General features: G+C 75.0%; 7 protein-coding genes. 4 read left to right on the plus strand and 3 right to left on the minus strand.

Annotated elements, in window-relative coordinates; all coding sequences use genetic code 11:
- Positions 1 to 76 precede the first annotated feature (76 nt).
- A complete protein-coding gene (locus LV78_RS21980) occupies positions 77 to 1,783 on the minus strand; it encodes an aldehyde dehydrogenase family protein (RefSeq protein WP_253847477.1) in 1,707 nt (568 codons plus the stop codon).
- On the minus strand, positions 1,780 to 2,685 hold the full coding sequence (locus LV78_RS21985; RefSeq protein ID WP_253847478.1) for an alpha/beta hydrolase family protein: 906 nt from the start codon (positions 2,683 to 2,685) through the stop codon (positions 1,780 to 1,782). The genes LV78_RS21980 and LV78_RS21985 overlap by 4 nt, the downstream gene beginning before the upstream one ends.
- 435 nt (positions 2,686 to 3,120) lie before the next feature.
- Between LV78_RS21985 and LV78_RS21990 the strand changes: the two genes are divergently transcribed.
- The gene (locus LV78_RS21990) at positions 3,121 to 4,911 is read left to right on the plus strand and encodes an AMP-dependent synthetase/ligase (protein ID WP_253847479.1); all 1,791 of its coding nucleotides are present in this window, start codon (positions 3,121 to 3,123) and stop codon (positions 4,909 to 4,911) included.
- A 46-nt stretch (positions 4,912 to 4,957) separates the two neighbouring features.
- Here LV78_RS21990 and LV78_RS21995 read toward each other — a convergent pair whose 3' ends face one another.
- Positions 4,958 to 5,506, minus strand: a complete 549-nt coding sequence (locus tag LV78_RS21995) for a sugar O-acetyltransferase (protein WP_253847480.1) — start codon at positions 5,504 to 5,506, stop codon at positions 4,958 to 4,960.
- A 97-nt stretch (positions 5,507 to 5,603) separates the two neighbouring features.
- On the opposite strand from LV78_RS21995, the gene LV78_RS22000 reads away from it, so the two are divergent.
- From LV78_RS22000 to LV78_RS22010, 3 genes are all read left to right on the plus strand, one after another.
- Positions 5,604 to 6,518 (plus strand): LysR family transcriptional regulator, encoded by a 915-nt coding sequence (locus LV78_RS22000; protein ID WP_253847481.1) that lies wholly within the window; start codon positions 5,604 to 5,606, stop codon positions 6,516 to 6,518.
- A gap of 901 nt (positions 6,519 to 7,419) precedes the next feature.
- Complete coding sequence (locus LV78_RS22005; protein WP_253847482.1) at positions 7,420 to 11,196, plus strand: non-ribosomal peptide synthetase; 3,777 nt, start codon at positions 7,420 to 7,422, stop codon at positions 11,194 to 11,196.
- Complete coding sequence (locus tag LV78_RS22010) at positions 11,193 to 19,652, plus strand: AMP-binding protein (protein ID WP_253847483.1); 8,460 nt, start codon at positions 11,193 to 11,195, stop codon at positions 19,650 to 19,652. Before LV78_RS22005 ends, LV78_RS22010 begins: the two co-directional genes overlap by 4 nt.
- The last annotated feature ends 16 nt before the right edge of the window (positions 19,653 to 19,668 follow it).

Genomic DNA, 19,668 nt, shown 5'->3' on the forward strand with positions numbered 1-19,668 from the left:
GGGTTTCCTCTTCTGGGCAGCCCGGAGCGCGGCGGGACCGGGTGTGGGTGTTGTGCGGTGGCGGGGGCGCGGGCCGTCAGGGCAGCGCGGCGGACAGCGCGGTGGCGGCCAGGCGCAGCGACCCCGGTCGCGCCGCGTACCGGGTGAGCAGGCGCGCGGTGCGGTGCCCGGTGGGGCTGTTGAGGAACCACGGCGGCAGCGGCATGGCCGAGGGCTGGCCGGTCAGCAGCGATCTGGGGGCCGGGCGGAACGGGCCGGTGAGGATGGTGCGCTCGGTGTGCTCGACCAGCAGGGCGTTGTGGGCGCGGCCGATGCCGCTGCCCGCGTCGTGCGGCTCGTGGCCGGGGAACGCGCCCCAGGGCACCTGCGGGGTGAGGTAGCCCAGCGAGGTCCAGGTGTTGACGGCGATCGCGCCGAAGCGCAGCGACACCAGGGTCTTGTCGAAGTCCGGGCCGAGCGCGGCGATCGTGGCGGGGTGGACCAGGAGGTTGACGCCGAGGGTGCCGAAGAGGGTGTTGTTGCACAGGTCGACGGCGGCGCGCAGGTAGTCCCCGGGGGCGCCGGGCAGCCGCACGATCCCCTGGGCCGGGGCGAAGAACTCGGTGCGGTAGAAGGGTTCTGCGGCGTTCTCCGGGTCCAGGCCGTCGACGAGCAGCCTGCGGTGGCCGGGCGTGCCGAGGTCCTCGGCGTCCGGGTGCGCGCCGAGGACCGCGTCGAGCCGGTCCTCGGCGCCGGGGTAGTAGGCCGGGCGCGCGGGCGTGGCGCGCAGGGCGGCGCGCAGCTCGGCGGTGAACGCGTCGGCGAGGTCCCAGTCGCGCGGCAGGACCACGACCTGCGATGCGGTGCAGTTGAAGCCGTTGTTGGTGAGCTTCTGGGTCGCGGTGTGCCAGGCCTGGTAGCGCAGGTCGGCTTTGGTCCACGGGCCGGGCAGCACCACGGTCGCGCCGACGCCGCCGAGCTCGCTGGTGATCGGCTTGGTCAGCAGCGGGGCGCGGTCGGCCTTGCGGCGCTCGGCCTCGGGGCCGTCGCCGAACACGATGCGGTCGTGGGCGGCGAGGCTGCCGGTGATGTGCACGGCGGCGGCGCGGTCGTCGGCGACGAGCGCGGCCCCGACCTCGGCGCCGCCGGTGACCAGGGCGACGAAGCCGCGCTCGGTGAACGGCGCGAAGCACTCCCGGAGCACCGGGAGCAGGTAGTCGTTGACCGGGCTGAGCTTGCAGAGCACCGGGGCGTTGCCGTGGTAGAGGGCGTGCAGCACGTCGGTGGGTGCGGTGGCCGAGACGTTGCCCGCGCCGAGCACGAGCGTCGCGCCGTCCGCGACCCGGCCCTGGCGCAGGGCGCTCGCCGCGCTGTCGCGCAACCGCTGCTCGGTCGCGCCGGGCGTGGTCCACGTCCAGGCGCTGAACCCGTTGAGCGCCAAGCGGTCCGGCAGGTCGTGGGGCAGCGCGCGCAGGGCGAGCCTGCCGTCGGGGCGGTGGCGGACGGTGACGCCGTGCAGCGGGCTGCGGCCGTCGGCGAGGGTGTCGACGGTGCGCGCGAGGGCGGCGGCGTAGCGCAGCAGCGCGTACGGTCCGGCCAGCCACTCCTCGCTCTCCACCGGCTCGCCGAGCGGGATCCCCTTGGCGCGGCAGGACAACCGCACCCACTCGTCGGCGACGCGGCCCGCCCGCTCGTGCAGCCGCAGCAGCAGGTCCCGCTTGTCGCGCAGGGGCAGCGCGGCCCACTCCCCCGCGTGGCCGCTCGTGCTCGCCAGGGCGGCGATCGCCTCGTCCCGTTCGGTCACGGCCGTACGCCTCCGGTCATCTCGTGGTCGCGCCACCAGTCCCGCACCCAGGCGGGCAGCGGGCCCCGGACGCGGACCCAGCGGTAGCGGTCGAGCGGTCCGCCCGCGTCCGCCGCGGTGTAGCGGCGTTCGGTGACGCGGGTCGTGCCGAGCTTGGCGGTGAGGGCGGCCATCGCGGCGGGGGTGTGCATGAGGTCGCCCTCGACCGAGACCACCAGCACCGGGACGTCCACAGTGGACATGGCGCGCTCGTAGTCCAGGTCGGCCCCGTCCGGCCGGAAGCGGCCGGTGCGGGCGAAGCGCGCCCAGTCCCGGATGACGCCCGCCGACTCGCGGCCCGCGAAGCCGACGCGGTCGCCGGGGAAGTAGCCCCACACCCGGCCCAGCAGCGCGGCGGCCCCGGTGCCCGCGAGCACGCGCAGGGCGCGCAGCGGCGGGTAGACGCGGTGGTGCGGCGTGCCGGAGGCGATGAGGGCGAGCCCGTCCGCGTCGGCCTCGGGCCTGGCCAGGTAGGCGGCGGCGAGCTGGCCGCCGATGCTGTGGCCGAGCAGGACCAGCCGCCTGCCGGGGAACTCGCGGCGGGCCGCGGTCACGATCGCGGGCAGGTCGGTGGCGACCGCGTCCTGCTGGCCGTGCCGGGAGCGCCGGGAGATCGCGGGGACGCTGGCCCCGTGGCCGCGCAGGTCACAGGCGACGACCGGGAACCCTTGGCGGGCAAGGCCTTCGGCCAGCGGGTCGTAGTAGGAGGCGGTGATGCCCATGGCGGGGACGATCACCAGGACCGGCGCGGCCGGGTCGTCGGCGAGCGGGGCTAACACCCGCAGGCACAGCTGGTGGTCCCCGTCGACGGGCAGCACGAGCAGTCTCGCACCGGTGTCGCCGACGCTTGCGCGACCGGACATTGGCGAGCCTCCACCTCGGCGACGTCCCCAATAAGGGAACAGCGGATCCAAAAAAGGGGAATGACGCGGGAAGGACGCGTCCCGAGGAAGCGCGCGCCGCGTCCACCGGAACCCGTTTTACCTGGCCCACAGCCGTTCGCGGGTGGCGACCGACCGGGCACAGCGGGTTATCAAGATCGTTGCGCGACGAACGGTAGCAGGGTTGCATCAAAAGGCAAAGGATTCTCGGCAGGCCGCTGACCGAAGGTCGAATTCGCAGGTGGGAGGCATTTTCCGACCGCTTCCTCACAGGTTCTTGAGCAACCCTTGATACGTGATGACGGTCACATTTTCCGTTTCCTGACAACCGTTACGCTCCCCTCCGTTCCCGGTCCGCACCCGCACGCGCGGGGCGTCGACCCCGGTCCCCGCGTTCAGCCCGAGGAGTCACCACCCATGCGCGAGGTCACCACCGCGCCCCTGCCCGCCGCGCCCGTCACCGGCGGTCTGGCCCAGCTCGTGCAGGTCAACGCCGAGCGGGCCCCCGACTCCACCGCGTTCCGCCGCAAGAGCGCCTCGGGATGGGTCCCCGTCACCGCGCGCGAGTTCCGCGACGAGGTCGTCGCCGTCGCCAGAGGCCTTGTCAGCTCCGGAATCCGCCCCGGCGACCGGGTGCTGCTCCTGGCGGCGACCCGCTACGAGTGGACCCTGTTCGACTTCGCGATCTGGGCCGCCCGAGCCGTGACGGTCCCGGTCTACCCGACGTCCTCGGCCGAGCAGGTCGAGTGGATCGTCGCCGACTCCGGGGCGAGCGCGGCGGTCGTGGAGACCGACGAGCACGAGGCCCTGGTGCGGGCGGCGTTCACCGGGGTCGAGCGGACCGCCCCGGTGTGGCGGATCGACGACGCGGCGGCGGAGCTGTCGGTCGCGGGCGCGGACGTCCCCGAGTCCGAGGTGCTGGACCGCTGCCGGGAGACCGGCCACGACGAGCCCGCCACCATCGTCTACACCTCGGGGACCACCGGCAGGCCCAAGGGCTGCGTGCTCACGCACGGCAACTTCCTGGCCGAGGCCCAGGGCGCGGTCGGCGTGCTGCGCTCGCTGTTCGGCGACGGCGGCGCGGCGCAGGCCTCCACCCTGCTGTTCCTGCCGCTGGCGCACGTCGTCGGCCGGATGCTCCAGGTCGGCGCGGTGTGGGCCGGGGTCACCCTGGGGCACACCGCGAAGGTCGGCGACGCGGTGGCCGACTTGGCCACGTTCCGCCCCACGTTCGTGCTCGCGGTGCCGTACGTGCTGGAGAAGATCTTCCACGGCGCGCGCCAGAAGGCGCTCGACTCGGGCAGGGGCAAGGTGTTCGACGCGGCGACCGAGGTCGCCGTGGCGCACTCGTCGGCGGACTCCCCCGGCCTCGGCCTGCGGCTGCGGCACGCGGCGTTCGACCGGCTGGTGTACCGCAGGCTGCGCGCCGCGCTGGGCGGCAGGTGCGAGCACGTGCTCTCCGGCGGCGCCGCCCTGTCCCCCAGGCTGGTGCACTTCTACCGGGCGGCCGGGATCACCGTGCTGGAGGGCTACGGCCTGACCGAGACCACGTCGACCGCGACGATCAACACCCCGGAGGCGTTCCGGGCGGGCACGGCGGGCAGGCCGCTGCCCGGCATGACCCTGCGGATCTCGGACGCGGGCGAGGTGCAGGTCAAGGGCCCCACCGTGTTCGGCGGCTACTGGCGGGACGAGGCGGCGACGGCGGCGACGTTCGAGGACGGCTGGCTGGCCACCGGCGACCTCGGGCACGTGGACGACGCGGGCTTCCTGGTGATCACCGGGCGCAGCAAGGAGATCCTGGTGACCAGCGGCGGGAAGAACGTCTCCCCCGCCGCCATCGAGGACCGCATCGGCGGCCACCCGCTCGTGGGCAACGCCGTGGTGGTGGGCGACGGGCGCAACTACGTCGCGGCGCTGCTGACCGTGGACCACCAGCACTTCCCGGTGTGGAAGCGCTCGGCGGGCAAGCCGGAGTCGGCGACCGTGGCGGACCTGGCGGGCGACCCTGACCTGCTGGCGGAGCTCCAGCGCGCGGTGGACCAGGGGAACGCGGCGGTCTCGCGGGCGGAGTCGGTGCGCAGGTTCCGGGTGCTGCCGGTGGAGTTCACCCAGGAGAACGGGTGCCTGACGCCGTCGCTGAAGGTGAAGCGGGACGTGGTGGTCCGGCGGTGGGCCGACGAGGTGGAGGCCTGCTACGCCGGGTGAGGCGGGTGCGGGAAGCCCTTGCGCGTCAAGGGTTTCCCGCACCGCGTCACCACCTGCGGCGCACGGACGCCGCACCCCCGGTGACGAGCGCGCCCGCCGGGACGTCTCCGGTGACCACCGCGCCCGCCCCCACCACCGAGTCACGCCCGATCGTCACCCCCGGCAGCACGATGACCCCGACCCCGAGCCACACCCCGTCCTCCAGCACCACCGGCGCCTCCTCGGTGAACGCCCGCCGGTCCTCGGGCGGCACCGGGTGGTCGGAGGTGATCAGGGTGACGCGCGGCCCGAGCATCACGCCGCTGCCGATGCGCAGCCCACCCCGGTCGTAGAAGGTGCAGCCGTGGTTGACGAAGACGTCCTCGCTGAACTCGGTGTTCAAACCGCAGTCGGTGTGGAAGGGCGGCAGGATCCGAACCGACTCCGGCAGCGGACGGCCGAAGATCGCGGCGTGCAACGCGGCGCGCTCCTCCGCGCTGTTGTACGGCAAGGAGTTCAACCGCGAGGTGAGGTCGGTGACCTCGAAGATCCGCTCGGCGACGCGGGCGAACTCGGGCCCGTGGACGTAGGTGCGCGCTCTTGGCAGGCTGCTCATGTGCCGATCCCACCAACGCCCCCGCCCGGCGGCCCAACAACCGACGCGCCCACCGGCCACAACCGGCAGTTGGGGCGGACCGGTGGACGTTGAGAGCGTGCGCGCCTTCGTAGCCGCCGCCGAGTCGGGGAGGCTGGGGGACGCGGCCGTGGAGCTGGGCATCAGCCAGCAGGCGGTGTCCAAGCGGGTGGGGGCGCTGGAGCGCGTGGTCGGGGTGGCGCTGTTCGCGCGCACGCCGCGCGGTGTCCGGTTGACGCTGGACGGCGAGGTGTTCCTCCCGCACGCCAGGGCGGTGCTGCGGGCCGTGGAGCGGGCGGCGCGGTCGGTGCAGCCGGAAAACCGGGTGCTGCGGGTAGACGTGCCGAACCTGCGCACCGCCCCGTCCACCGCCCTGCGCGCCTTCCACGCCGCGCACCCCGAGGTGGCGCTGGAGGTGGTGACGCTGCCGGAGAACCACCTGGGCGGGGCGCTGGAGGCGGTGCGCGCGGGCGCAGTCGACGCCTCGTTCCGCGCCGTCCCCCTGGCGCACGCGGACCTGCCGGACGACGTGCGCACGGCACGGGCGGTGGACAGCGGGCTTGAGCTTCTCGTCGGCCCCCACCACCCGCTGGCCGACCGCGCGGAACTGGCCCCGGCGGAGCTGGCCGGGTACCGCGTGTGGGTGCCGGGGATCAGGCCGGGGACCGAGTGGGCGCGGTTCTACCGGGACTTCGCCCGCGCGTTCGGCGCGGCGGTCGACGGCGCGGGCCCGCACTTCGGCGACGAGGCGCTGCTGGAACAACTCGCGTCGTCGGCGGACTCCGCCACGATCGTCAGCTCCGGCGACCACTACCTGTGGCCCGCCGCCTACGACCTGCGCCGCGTCCCGCTGCGAAACCCGACCCCGCTCTACCCGCACCGCCTGCTCTGGTCGACGATGAACGATCACCCCGGTCTCGCGGACCTGCGCGCGTTCCTGAAAGCCGCCCACGCGCGGATCCCGCACCCCCGGTGGGAACCGACCTGGGCTTAGCGGCTGTTGACGTGGCGGCACCCGGACCAGGGTTCACGGGGCCGGGACACCACTTCGGCGGTCCGCGGATGAGGTTGGAAAAGGCTCAGCGTCAATCCCGACGGCGGAGGGGATTCGGCCGATCGGCACCCGACGTTCTTGAGGATCTCTCATGACAGCGGGGTGACACCTCATCCGGCTGCGGCGCCAACTCGATACCGCAGCCAGATCGACCGGCACCTGAGTACGGTGCGGCTGCCCACGGGACAAGGTCACGGACAATGCCCTGGCCTGCGAGGTCAGCCGTGGACACCGAAACTAGTCACAGTGCGACAGGACAGGCGACGCGAACCAACACGAACCACAGTCACATCGAATTCAAGTTAATAGATAATTGGACAGCTTCTGGCTCAGTTCAAAAAGCTCCAAGACTATCCGGGCCCAGCCGGAGGAATGAACACGCGCCGACCCGGAGCAGAGAGCGAGATTGTTCAAATCGACCAAGCGGTTGTCGATCGACGTGCCACCCCGACACCGACTCCAGGCCGGTTCCCGCCCCCTGGTCGCCGCTGGCCGCAGCACCGACAAACGGTCGAAACCAGGGCAAATCGGGTCTTCGACTTCCCCGCCCCCAGGACGTCGCCGCTCGCCACTGGGGACGTGATCTTGATGTCCAATTCGACACAGAACGCTTGACCGACGACCCCGCGGTGGGTTACGCGGTCGCGCACCCGTACGACCGGGGAGCGGTTCGGGAAACCAAATGAGACAGCCCGGCAAACTTCGGCCGAACTCTCGTCATCGCCGTTGGTCTGGTGTTAACTGACTGGAGAGACAGAGTGCATTTCCCCACCCTCGGCTGCAACGGCACAAAGCGGTACCGGTACGCCCGCCTTGCCTGGAAAGGCCGTCCCCCATGCGAATGTCCGCACCGCTGTCATCCGGTCAGCAACGCCTTTGGACCGTCTCCCAGCTGGATGGCGCGGGACCGGCCTACAACGAGACCATGGCCTTCGCCCTGCGGGGTCCCCTCGACCGCGACGCCCTGCGACGCGCCCTGGACGCTCTCGCCGACCGCCACGAGGCGCTGCGGACCAGGGTCGTCGTCGAGGACGGCTGGCCCGTGCAGGTCGTGGAACCCACCGGTCACGGGTTTCCGTGTCCCGTCGACGACGTCGCCGGGCGGGCGGACGCGGCTGCCGCGTTGCGGCGGGACGAACCCGGTGCGCCCTTCGACCTGTCGCGGGCGCCGCTGGCGCGTGCCCGGCTGCTCGTCGAGGGGGACCGGCGGCACGTCCTGCTGATCACCGTGCACCACATCGTCTTCGACGGCTGGTCCCGCACCCTCCTGCTGCGCGAGCTGGGCATCCTCTACGCCGCCGAGCTGACCGGCGCGGTGGCCGACCTGCCGCCCGCCCGGCCGTACCGCGAGTACGCCCTGGCGCAGCAGGAGTGGCTGACCGGTCCCGGCAGGGAGGCGCACGAGGCGTACTGGCTGGACCGGCTCGACGGGGTGGCGCCGGTGCTGGAGCTGCCCGCCGACCGGCCGCGTCCGGCCCGGCAGGACTACCGGGGCGCGCGTGTGCCGGTCTCGCTCGGGCCGGAGCTCACCGGGCGTCTGAAGGCGGTCGCGCGCGAGCACGGTGTCACGCTCTACTCCACCATCCTGACCTGCTGGTTCCTCCTGCTCTCCCGGCTCTCCGGGCAAGGTGACATCGTTGTCGGCGTGCCGACCGCCAACCGGGGCGCGGGCGGCGACCACCCCGACACGCTCGGGTTCTTCGTCAACACCCTGGCCGTGCGCGCCGATCTGGGCGGCTCCCCCACCGACTCCCCCACCGGCTCCGCCCTGCTCAAGCAGGTCCGCGCGGCCCTGCGCGGCGCCATCGACCACGTCGAGCTGCCGTTCGAGCGGGTCGTGGAGCTGGTGAACCCGCCTCGCAGCCCGGCGCACACCCCGCTCTTCCAGACGATGTTCGCCTGGGTGCCGAAGCTCGACGACGTCCTGGAACTGCCGGGGGTGGCAGCCGAACCCCTCCAGGTCGAGCACGCCCCCGCCAAGTTCGACCTCGCGCTCAACCTCGCCGCCGGGCACGACGACGTCCTCGGGCACCTCGACTACGCCGTCGCCCTCTTCGACCGCGCGACCGCCGAGCGGTACGCGCGGTACCTCGTCCGGCTGCTGCACCAGCTCGCCGCCCACCCCGAGGCCGACGTCGCGGGCTACGACCTGCTCGACGACGCCGAGCGCCGCGAGATCCTCACCGGCTGGAGCACCGGCACCGCACCGCACAGGCGCCCCGGCGGGCTGGTCGAGCGGTTCACCACCCAGGCCGACACCGCGCCGGACGCCCCGGCGCTCGTCTGCGACGGCCGGACCCTCACCTACGGCGAGCTGGACCGCCGCTCGACGCGGCTGGCCAACGCCCTGCGCCGACGCGGGGCCGGGCCGGGCGAGGTCGTCGCCATCCGGAGCGGGCGGTCGGCCGAGCTGGTGGTGTCCGCGCTGGGCGTGCTGAAGACCGGCGCCGCCTACCTCCCGCTCGACCCGGCCCAACCCCCGGCGCGGCAGGCGGCGATGGTCGAGGACGCGCGCCCGATCCTGGTGCTGGACGACATCGGCGCCCTGGAGGCCGAGGGCGACGAGACGCGCGAAGCGGTCACCACCGATCCCCGCGAGACCGCGTACGTCATCTGCACCTCGGGGTCGACCGGGCGGCCGAAGGGCGTCGCGGTGACCCACCACAGCGTCCTGGCCCTGTTCGACCAGTGGCTGGACCGCTTCGGCGCGACGCCCGGCGAGGCCACGTCGGCGTGGTCGAGCACCGGCTTCGACGCCTCGGTGCACGAGCTCCTGCTGCCGCTGACCACCGGGGCCGTGCTGCACGTCGTGCCCGAGGACGTCCGGCCGGACCCGGCGGCGCTGATGGCGTGGCTGCGGGAGCACCGGGTGGTGCAGGCGTTCCTGCCGCCGGCCTACGTCCGCTGGATCGACGAGGACCCGACCAGGGTCGCCGGGCTGGCGCTGCGGCAGGTCCTCACCGGCGTCGAACCCCTCCAGGAGGCCGCGCTCGCCCGGTTCGCCGCTGCTCTGCCCGGACTGCGGATCTGCTTCGGCTACGGGCCGACCGAGGCCACCCTCTACGCGACCGCGCACGTCGACCCGGAGCCCCTGGACCGCCCGGCGCCGATCGGGCGACCGCTGCCGGGGTCCCGGCTGTACCTGCTGGACGACCGGCTGCGCCCGGTGCCGCCGGGCGTGGTCGGTGAGGTGTTCCTCGCCGGTGACTGCCTGGCTCGCGGCTACCTGCACCGGCCGGACCTGACCGCAGAGCGGTTCGTGCCGGACCCGTTCGCGCCGGGCGAGCGCATGTACCGCACCGGGGACCTGGCCCGCTGGCTCCCCGGCGGCGAGACCGAGTACGCCGGTCGCCGGGACGACCAGGTCAAGCTGCGCGGCTTCCGCATCGAGCCCGGCGAGGTGACGGCCGCGCTGCTGGCCGTCCCCGGTGTCCGCGAGGCCGCGGTGCTGGTCGACCGCGAGGGCGATCCCCGGCTCGTCGCCGGGGTCGCGGGCGGGAGCCGGAGCGCGCACGAGTGGCGCGCGGCGCTGGCCGACCGGCTGCCCGACTACATGATCCCGTCGGTGTTCGCCGAGTTCGACCGGCTGCCGCTCAGCCGCAGCGGCAAGCTCGACCGCGACGCGGTCCTGGCGCGCGCCCGCACGAGCGCGTCGACCAGCCCGGTCAACACCACCGCACCGCGCGACCACGTCGAGCTGGCGCTGCTGCGGATCTGGCGGGACCTGCTCCTGCACCCCTCGATCGGCGTCTCGGACGACTTCTTCGACGTCGGCGGCACGTCGATCTCGGCGATCAAGCTCGCCCACGCGATCGGCGTCGGGTTCGGCCGCGAGCTGCCGATCCGCGACGTCATCCTGCACCCGACCGTCGAGGCGCAGGCCGCGCTGCTGCGCGCGGACCGGCCGGTCGACGGCGGCAGCCTCGTCGAGTTCCGCCGGGGCGCGGGGAAGGCCCGCGTCGTCTGCGTGCACCCGGCGGGCGGCACGGCGTTCTGCTACCTGCCGCTCAGCGCCCTGCTGCCCGAGGACGCCGGGGTGCTCGGCATCCAGTCCCCCGGCCTCAACCCCGGCGAGTCGCCGCTGCCGAGCGTGGAGGCGATGGCCGAGGAGTACCTGCGGCTCGTCGACCCGCGGCCAGGGGAAGCCCTGGTCCTCTGCGGACTGTCCTACGGCGGCCTCGTCGCCCACGAGATGGGGCGTCGGCTGGCCGGGGAGCACCGCGTCAGCGTGGTCCTCCTCGACACCGCCGCGACCGACGACCCGGCCGCGAGAGCCGCGACCGACCCCGTTCCGGCGGCCGAGTTCCGCGAGAAGCTGGTGCGGTTCAACGGGATGTACCCCGGCATCGAGGACGAGCAGATCGAGCGCTACCACCGCACGTACAACCACAACCGGCTGACCGCGCGCGAGCACGACCCCGGCGAGTCGGCCGCGCGGGTGGTGTTCGTCCAGGCCGTCGGCGAGGACCCGGTCCCCGGCGCGGTGGAGTTCTGGCGCCGCCGCGCCCTCGGCGGGTTCGAGGTCGTCCCGGCGGACTGCGGGCACTGGGACATGCTGGAGAGCGACGCGCTGCCGCTGGTCGCCGAGCTGATCACCGCAGAGCTGGGGGCGCGATGACGTCCATCGCCCGCCGCGTCCACGACCGGGCTTCGAGCCGCCCGGACGCCGTCGCCGTGTCCGACGGCCACCGCCACCTGACCTACGCCGAGCTGGACGCGGGCGCCGCCGCCGTCGCGGAAACCCTGTCGCGGCAAGGTGTTCGCCCCGGTGACGCGGTCGCCGTCGGGCTGCCGCGCTCGCTGGAGCTGGTGCAGGCCATGCTGGGCGTGCTGCGCCTGGGCGGGCAGGTCGTGCCGCTGGACCGGCAGAGCCCGCCCGCGCGCCGCGACGTCATCCTCGCCGACTCGGGCGCGGTCGCGGTGATCGAGGACGGGCTGCCGGAGCTGACGCCGGTCGAGGCAGGCCCCCCTGCGGAGCCCGCGCCCGCGTCGTTCCTCTTCTACACCTCCGGCACGACCGGGCGCCCCAAGGGCGTGGAGGTCCGCGACGCGGGCGTCCTGCGGCTCGCCGAACCCGGCTGGCTCGACCACGGCACGCGGTTCGCCTGCCTGGCCAACCCGGCCTTCGACGCGATCAGCTTCGAGGTGTGGGTACCGCTGCTGACCGGCGGCACGTGCGTGGTCCTCGACGAGGAGACCGTCCGCGACCCGCGCGCGTTCGCCGACGCGCTGGTCCGGGAGCGCGTCGACACGATGTTCGTGACCGCGACGCTGTTCAACGCGGTCGCCGAGACCGTGCCCGGCAGCTTCGCCACCGTGCGCCGGGTCGTCATCGGCGGTGAGCAGCTCAACGCCCCGCTGATCCGCCGCTGGTACCGGGACAACCCGGACTCGCCGACGCTGCTGCAGAACGGGTACGGCCCGACCGAGACGACGACGTTCGCGCTCAGCCACCCGATCCCGCGTGACTTCGACGCCGAGGTCGTGCCGATCGGCAGGCCGCTGCCCGGCACCGGTGCCGTCGCGGTGACGCCGGACGAGCGCGTGGCGGCCGAGGGCGAGGTCGCCGAGCTGCACCTGTCCGGGGCCGGGGTCGCCCTCGGCTACCGGGGCCTGCCCGAGGAGACCGGGCGGAGGTTCGTCCGCCTGCCGTGGCTGGACGGAGGCCGCGCCCGCTACTACCGCACGGGCGACCTGGTCCGCGTGCTGCCGGGCGGGGGCTTCGCCTACGTCGGGCGCACCGACCGGCAGGTGAAGGTCCGGGGGTTCCGGATCGAGCCGGGCGAGCTGGAGCAGCGGCTCCTCGGCCACCCCGCGATCCGGCAGGCGCACGTGGCCGTGCGCCGCGCGGCCACCGCCGAGCTGCTCGCCTACGTCGTCGCGGACGAGCTGTCCTACGACGACTTCGAGGCGCACCTGGCCGGGGCCGTGCCCGACTACATGCGCCCGCACCACGTGTTCCGCCTCGGGGAGCTGCCCCGCAACGCGAACGGCAAGGTCGACGAGGCCGCGCTGCTGGCGGGCGGTTCCCCGGCGTGGCGGCCGGACACCGGCGGCGAGGCGACGGCGTGGGAGCGCGAGGTCCTCGGCGTGGTCGCGGGGATCCTCGACGTGCCGGACCTGCGTCCCGGTGACACCTGGCTGCGGTCCGGGGGCGACTCGCTCAAGGCGCTGCGGCTGCGCTTCGCGATCCGGGAGCGCTGGGGCGTCGACCTGGCGCCGTCGGTCGTGCAGCGCGGCGACCTCGCCGACCTCGCCGCGTCGATCTCGGCGGCGGGGCGCGCGGACTACCCGGAACCGGGCGCGCCGACCACCGCGACGACCGCGCCCGCCACCAGCGAGCAGCAGCGGCTCTGGTTGCTCCAGCGGCGGAACCCGGCGTCGACGGCCTACCACGTGCCGCTCGCGTTCCGGGTCACCGGAGACCCGGACCTCGCGGCGCTGCGCCGGGACGTGCGCAGCCTGGTCGAGCGGCACCCGGCGCTGCGCACCGCGTTCGAGGCGACCCCGGACGGGCTGCGGCAGGTGGAGGGGGCGGCCTACGACCCGTGGACCGAACCCGGCGGGGACTTCTTCACGGCGCCGTTCGACCTGGCATCGGGCAGGCTGCTGCGGGCCGCCTGGCGGCCGGACGGCACGTTCCTGCTGTGCCTGCACCACATCGCGGTCGACGGCTGGTCGCTCAACGTCCTGTTCCGGGAGCTGTCCGGCGCGCGGCCACGCCCCGGCGCGCGCACGCCGCTCGACTTCGCGGACTGGCAGGCCCGCTGGTTCGCCTCGCCCGGCTACCGCGCCCGGCTCACCGACCGCGCCGACGACGCCGAGCCGCTCGGCGAGGCGTCCCTGGCCGGAAGGCTGCACGTCACCCGCGTCGACCGCGAGCGCGTCGACGGGCAGGCCGCCGAGCTGGGGCTGACGCGGTTCCAGCTGCTGCTCGGCGTGTTCGCCAGGAGCCTGTGCGCGGTCACCGGGCGCACCCGGCCCCGGATCGCCGCACCGGTCGCGAACCGGCCGGTGCGGGAGTTCGAGGACGGCGTCGGCATGTTCGCCAACACCGTCCGGCTGCCGCTGTCGGTGGACCCGGACGAGGACCTGGCGGACCAGCTCCGCAGGCTCGGCGAGGCGGCGGGGGCGGCCCTGGACCACCAGGACGTCGCGTTCGCCGACCTCGACCCGGCGCACGCGGCCTTCGACTACCTGTTCGTCCTGGAGAACACCGACTTCGAGGCCCTGCGGCTGCCCGGCTGCTTGGTCAGTCCGCTGTGGATCGAGGCGGCCGAGGCCAAGTGCGCGCTCACGCTGTCGGTCGTGGAGCGGCCGGACGGCTTCGACTGCCTGTGGGAGTACGGCGAGGGGCACTTCACCGAAGCCGAGGCGGCGGCACTCGGCGAGGCCTTCGACCGCGCCCTGCGCGGCGACGCCCGGATGCCGGACCACCGCGACCACGGCCGGGGCGCGGAGGCCGACCTGGCGTGGGAGACCGTGGCCGAGGGCTTCGCGCGGCAGGTCGCGCGGACCCCGGACGCCCCGGCGCTGACCGGCGGGACCACGCTGACCTACGCGGAGCTGGACGCGCACGCGGCCCGGCTGGCGGCTGCCCTTCCCGCCGACGCCACCGACATCGCGCTGTACTTCCGGCCGTCCGCCGAGCACGTCGTCGCGCTGCTCGCGCTCGCGCGGCTGAACATCACCGCCGTGCCGCTCGATCCCGCCTACCCGCCCGCGCTGCTGCGGGAGATGCTCGACCGGGCCCGCCCGTCCTGCGTCCTGCTCGCTCCCGGCGAGGAGTTCGACACCGACGTCGAGCAGCGGACCGTGACGCTGACCGGCGGTCCGGCGCCGGACGTCCCGGCCCGGCACGTCGGACGGCCGCTCTACACGCTGTTCACCTCGGGCTCGACCGGGGCGCCCAAGGGCGTGCGCGTCCCGGACCGCACGCTGGCGAACCTGGTGCAGTGGCAGGACTTCCCGCCCGCCGCGACCCAGCAGTTCTCGATGCTGTCGTTCGACGTGTCGTTCCAGGAGGTCTTCACCACGCTCTGCGGCGGCGGGCGGCTGCACCTGGTCCGCCCGGAGTGGCGGCACGACGTCCCGGCGCTGCTGGCGCAGCTGGAGACCGCCGGGATCGAGCGGATCTTCCTGCCGTACGTGGCACTGCAGCTGCTCGCCGAGCACGGAACCCGGCTCGGGCGGCACCCCTCGCGGTTGCGGGACGTCATCACCGCCGGTGAGCAGCTCGTGTGCACGCCCGCGATCCGCCGCTGGTTCGCCGGGATGCCCGGCGCGCGCCTGCACAACCACTACGGCCCGACCGAGACCCACGTCGTCAGCGCGCTGACCCTGGACGGGGACCCGGCGCGCTGGCCGGAGCGCCCGGCGATCGGCCGCCCGGTGGCGAACGCGGTGCTGCGGGTGGCCGACGCCTCGGGCGCGCCGCTGCCGCCGGGGCAGGTGGGCGAGCTGCTCATCGGCGGTCTCGCGGCGAACCGCTGCTACCTCGGGGACGCGGCGCCGGAGAAGTTCGCCGAGCTGCCCGAGCTGCACTACCGCAGCGGCGACCTCGCGCACTTCGACCGCGCCGGGCTGCTGCACTTCGACGGCCGGGCCGACCGGCAGGTCAAGGTCAGCGGGCACCGCCTCGAACTCGGGCAGGTCGAGGCCGCGCTGCTGCGGCACCCCGACGTCGTCAACGCGGTGGTGCTGCCGCAGGGCGACCGGCTGGCCGCGTTCCTGGAGTGCCGCCGGACCCCGTCGGCGCGGGAGCTGGCGGACTTCCTCGTTCCGCTGCTGCCCCCGCACGCGCGGGTCGACCGCTTCCGCGTCGTCGAGGCCCTGCCGCGCACGCCGAGCGGGAAGCTGGACCGGGACGCCGCCCCGGACACCCCCGGCGCGGATCTGCACCGGCCGCAGGCCACGCGGTCGGTCGCGCCGTCGGGCGAGCTGGCCGCCCTGTTCGAGGAGGTGACCGGGGCGCCGATCGGGCCCGACGAGACGTTCTTCGCCGCAGGGGCCACGAGTCTTTCGCTGATGCGGTTCCACCTGCGCTGCGCGGAGGCCGGGTACCGCTTCACGGCGGCCGACCTCTTCGAGCACGTCACCCTCCGCGACCTGACCCGGCACCTGGAAGCGGGCCCGGCCACGGCCGGGGTGTCCGAGGCAACCGCCGCCGACGAGCCGGTGGCGGTCATCGGCATGGCGGTGCGGCTGCCCGGCGCGCCGGACCTGGCGTCGTTCTGGGACCTGGTCGTGTCGGGACGCCGGGGCGTCGAGGAGTTCCCGGCCGCCGAGGGCCTGGTCGGCGCGCGCAGCCTGCTGGACGATCCCCTGGCCTTCGACCCGGAGCACTTCGGCGTCAGCCACCGCGACGCGGCGCTGATGGACCCGCAGCAGCGGCAACTGCTGATGACCTGCGTCGAGGCCCTGGCCCACGCCGGGATCGCCCGGCCGGACCGGGTCGGGATCGTCGCGGGCTGCGGTGAGAGCACCTACTTCCAGGAGATGTTGCGCGAGGCCGACCCGGCCGCGCTGCCGGACGGCTTCCAGCTCGCGCTGCACCACGAGAAGGACTTCCTGGCCACCAAGGTCGCCTACCACCTGGACCTGACCGGTCCGGCGCTGACGACCCAGACGGCGTGCTCCAGCTCGCTGGTCGCCGTCCACCTGGCCGCCGGGATGCTGCGCGGCGGCGAGGCGGACGTGATGCTGGTGGGCGGGGTGCTCGTCGACCGCACCCTGGAGGGGGGCTACCGGTACCGGCCGCAGCACATCTTCTCCTCGGACGGGCACTGCCGCCCGTTCAGCGACGACGCGGACGGCACGGTCGGCGCGAGCGGCGTCGGCGTGGTGGTGCTGAAGCCGCTGTCGGCGGCCCGCCGCGACGGGGACGCCGTCTACTCGGTGCTCACGGGCTCGGCGCTGACCAACGACGGCGCGGTCAAGCAGGGCTACAGCGCGCCGTCCCCGGCCGGGCAGCGCGCGGCGATCCGGGCCGCGCTGCGCCGCGCCGGGCGCTCCGGCTCGGACGTCGGGTACGTGGAGGCGCACGGGACGGGCACCCGGCTGGGCGATCCGATCGAGGTCTCGGCGCTGCGCGAGGCCATGCCCGAGGCGACGGCGTGCGCGTTGTCGTCGGTGAAGAGCCAGCTCGGCCACCTGGGCGCGGCGGCCGGGGTGGTGGGCCTGATCCGCGCGACGCTGGCCGTCCACCACGGCGTGCTCCCGCCGACCGCGGACTTCCGGGCGCCGAACCCGGCGCTGGACCTGGGCCCGTTCCGGGTGCCGACGCGGGCCGAGCCGTGGCCCGCCGGACCGCGCGTCGCCGGGGTGAGCAGCTTCGGCATCGGCGGCACCAACGCGCACGTGGTCGTGGAGTCCGCCCCCGCGCCGCCGCGCGAGCGCGCGGAACCCGTGCGCTGCCTGGTGCTCTCGGCCCGCAGCGCCGAGGCCCTGCGGCTGGAGGCGGTCAGGGTGGCCGACCACCTGTCCGCGCACCCGGAGTCCTTTGTGGACACCCTGCGGCACCTCCAGTCCGGCCGCCCGCACGGCCGCTGGCGCCTGGCCGCCGCCGTCGAGGACGCAGCCGGGGCAGCCGCCTGGCTGCGCGCGGCCGAGCCGCAGGAGGCGCCGGTCCCGCCGCTGTCACGTGATCCCCGGCCGTCGCCGGACAGCGGCGCCTCGCCCGCCGAGGTGGCGCGGGTGTGGCTGGGCGGCGGCGCGGTCGACTGGGGGCGCTCGGCCGCACCCGCACCGTGGGACTTCCCGCCGCCCGCCTTCGTCACGCGGGACTTCGACTTCCCCAGGCGGGCCGCCGTCGCACGACTGCCCGAAGCCGAGTGGCTGAGGCAGCCGACGTGGGTGCGCCTGCGCCGGGCGGCGCGGGCGACCCGGACCGACCGCGTCCTGGTCATCGCGGGCGAGGGCCCGCTGACCGCGCCCGCGCTCGACGCGGCCTACCCGCGCGTCGTCCGGGTCCACGCCGCCGAGCGGTTCGCCCGCCTCGGTCCCGACGCGTTCGAGGCCGACCTCGCCGACACCGCCTCCCTCCGCCGGATCCTCGACTCCTTGCCCACAAAGGAGATCGACTGGCTCCACACCCCACCCCTGGGCATCACCGGCCCCCTCGGCGAAGCGTCGGTGCGCCACGCGCGGTGGGCCTGCGTGGACACCCCGGCGGCCCTCCTGCGCGCCGCGCGCGGCCGTCCGCTCAGGACGTGGTGGGCCTCGGCGGGCGCGGCGCCCGCGAACACCGGCGTCACCCGCCCCGAGGCCGGGCTGCTCGCCGGGGTGAGCGCCGTCGGCCCGCAGGAGAGCGGGGTCCCCGGCCACTGGGTCGACCTCCCCGACCCGGACCTGGCACCCCTGGCCGACCTGCTCACCGGCCCCACCCCACCCCCGAGGGTCGCGCTGCGGGCCGGGTTCTGGTGGGCGGAGGGCGACGCGCCCGTCCAGGCGGGCGACCCCCTCGCGCCCGACGGCGTCCACCTCGTCCTCGGCGGCACCGGCGGCATCGGCGCCGCCGTCGCCGAGGAGCTGCTGACCCGCACCACCGGCCGGGTCGTCCTGCTGGCGCGCGCCCCCTTCCTGCCCGACGCGCTCACCCCGTGGGCGGACCGCGTCGACCTGCTCGCCGCCGACCTCACCACCGTCACGCCCGACGCGATCCAGGGCCCCCTGGCCGGGATCGTCCACGCGGCGGGGAACCCGGACGGCGCCCTGATCGCCACCCGGGGCGAGGGGACGCAGGCCGTCAAGCTCGCGGGCGCGCTGCTCGTCGAGCGGCTCGTCGAACGCGACCGGCCCGCCTACGTCGCCTACTGCTCGTCGCTGTCGGCCCGGTTCGGCGGGGTCGGTCAGCTGGACTACGCCGCCGCCAACGGGTTCCTGGACGCGCTCGCCCACCACGACGGCCCGACCGCCCGCCTCTCGATCGCCTGGGACGTCTGGCGGGACACCGGCATGGCCGTCACCGCGCTGAAGTCCGACGCCCGCCACCAGGCGCACCTGGCGGTCGGCATGAGCGCCGAGGAGGGCCGCCGGACCTTCGCCCGCGCGCTGGGCGCGGGCCTGCCGCACCTGCTGGTCGCGACGACCGGTCTCGAACACGCCCGCGCGTTCCACGAGCGCGAGACCGCCCCGGTCGCCGCGACACCGGCCGGGGACGCCGAGGCGGAGCTGACCGAGGAGGTGCGCGCGCTCCTGGGCGTGGCCGAGCTGCGCCCGGACGTCCCGCTCCACGACCTGGGGGCCGACTCCCTGACCCTGCTGGAGGTCGTCGACTCGGCGAAGCGCCTCTTCGGCGTCGACCTCGACCTCGCCTGGCTCGGCCCCGAGGTGACGATGGCGGGCCTGCTCGCGAAGCTCGCCGGGGCGGGCGGCACCGGCGAGGTGGCCGTCCAGGTCTGGCGGGAGGGGTCGGGCCGCGAGGTGGTGTGCCTGGTGCACCCGGTCGGCGGGGACGTGCACGCCTACCGGCCGCTCGTCGAGGCGCTGGACCCCGCGCTCGGCGTCTGCGTGATCGCCGACCCGGCGCTGGGCCTGCCGGAGCCGCCGGGGTGGTCCGTCGGGGAGCGCGCCCGCCGCTACCACGCGGCCCTGCGGGCGGCGCTACCCGGCCGCACCTGGCAGCTGGCCGGGTGGTCGTTCGGCGCCTGGGTGGCGACCGGCATGGCCGCCGAGGCCGAGGCGGCCGGACAGCCAGCGCGCGCACTGCACCTGATCGACCCGCCGCCGCCCGGCGCGAGCGCCGCGGACTACGGCGAGGCCCAGCTGGAGGCGGTGTTCCAGCGGGAACTGGGCACCTCGGGCGGCCTCGCGGGCGAGCACGCCCAGCGGCTCGCCCGCGCGTGCCGGGCCAACCTGCGCAGCATGGGCGGGCACCGGCTGCCGCGCCTGACCGCGACGCCCAGCCACGTCTGGCTCGCGGTCGAACCCGAGCCCGGCTCGCCGGTGGCCGACCGCGACGGCTGGCGCGCCCTGCTGCCCGAGCCGAGCCGCTGGCGCGAGATGCCCACCACCCACTACGGCGTCGTGCGCGCGCCGCACGTCGCCGAGGTCGCCGCCGCCATCGGACTGTGAGACCCACGGGAAGAAG

The sequence above is a fragment of the Actinosynnema pretiosum genome, from assembly GCF_024171695.1.
Lineage (GTDB): Bacteria > Actinomycetota > Actinomycetes > Mycobacteriales > Pseudonocardiaceae > Actinosynnema > Actinosynnema pretiosum.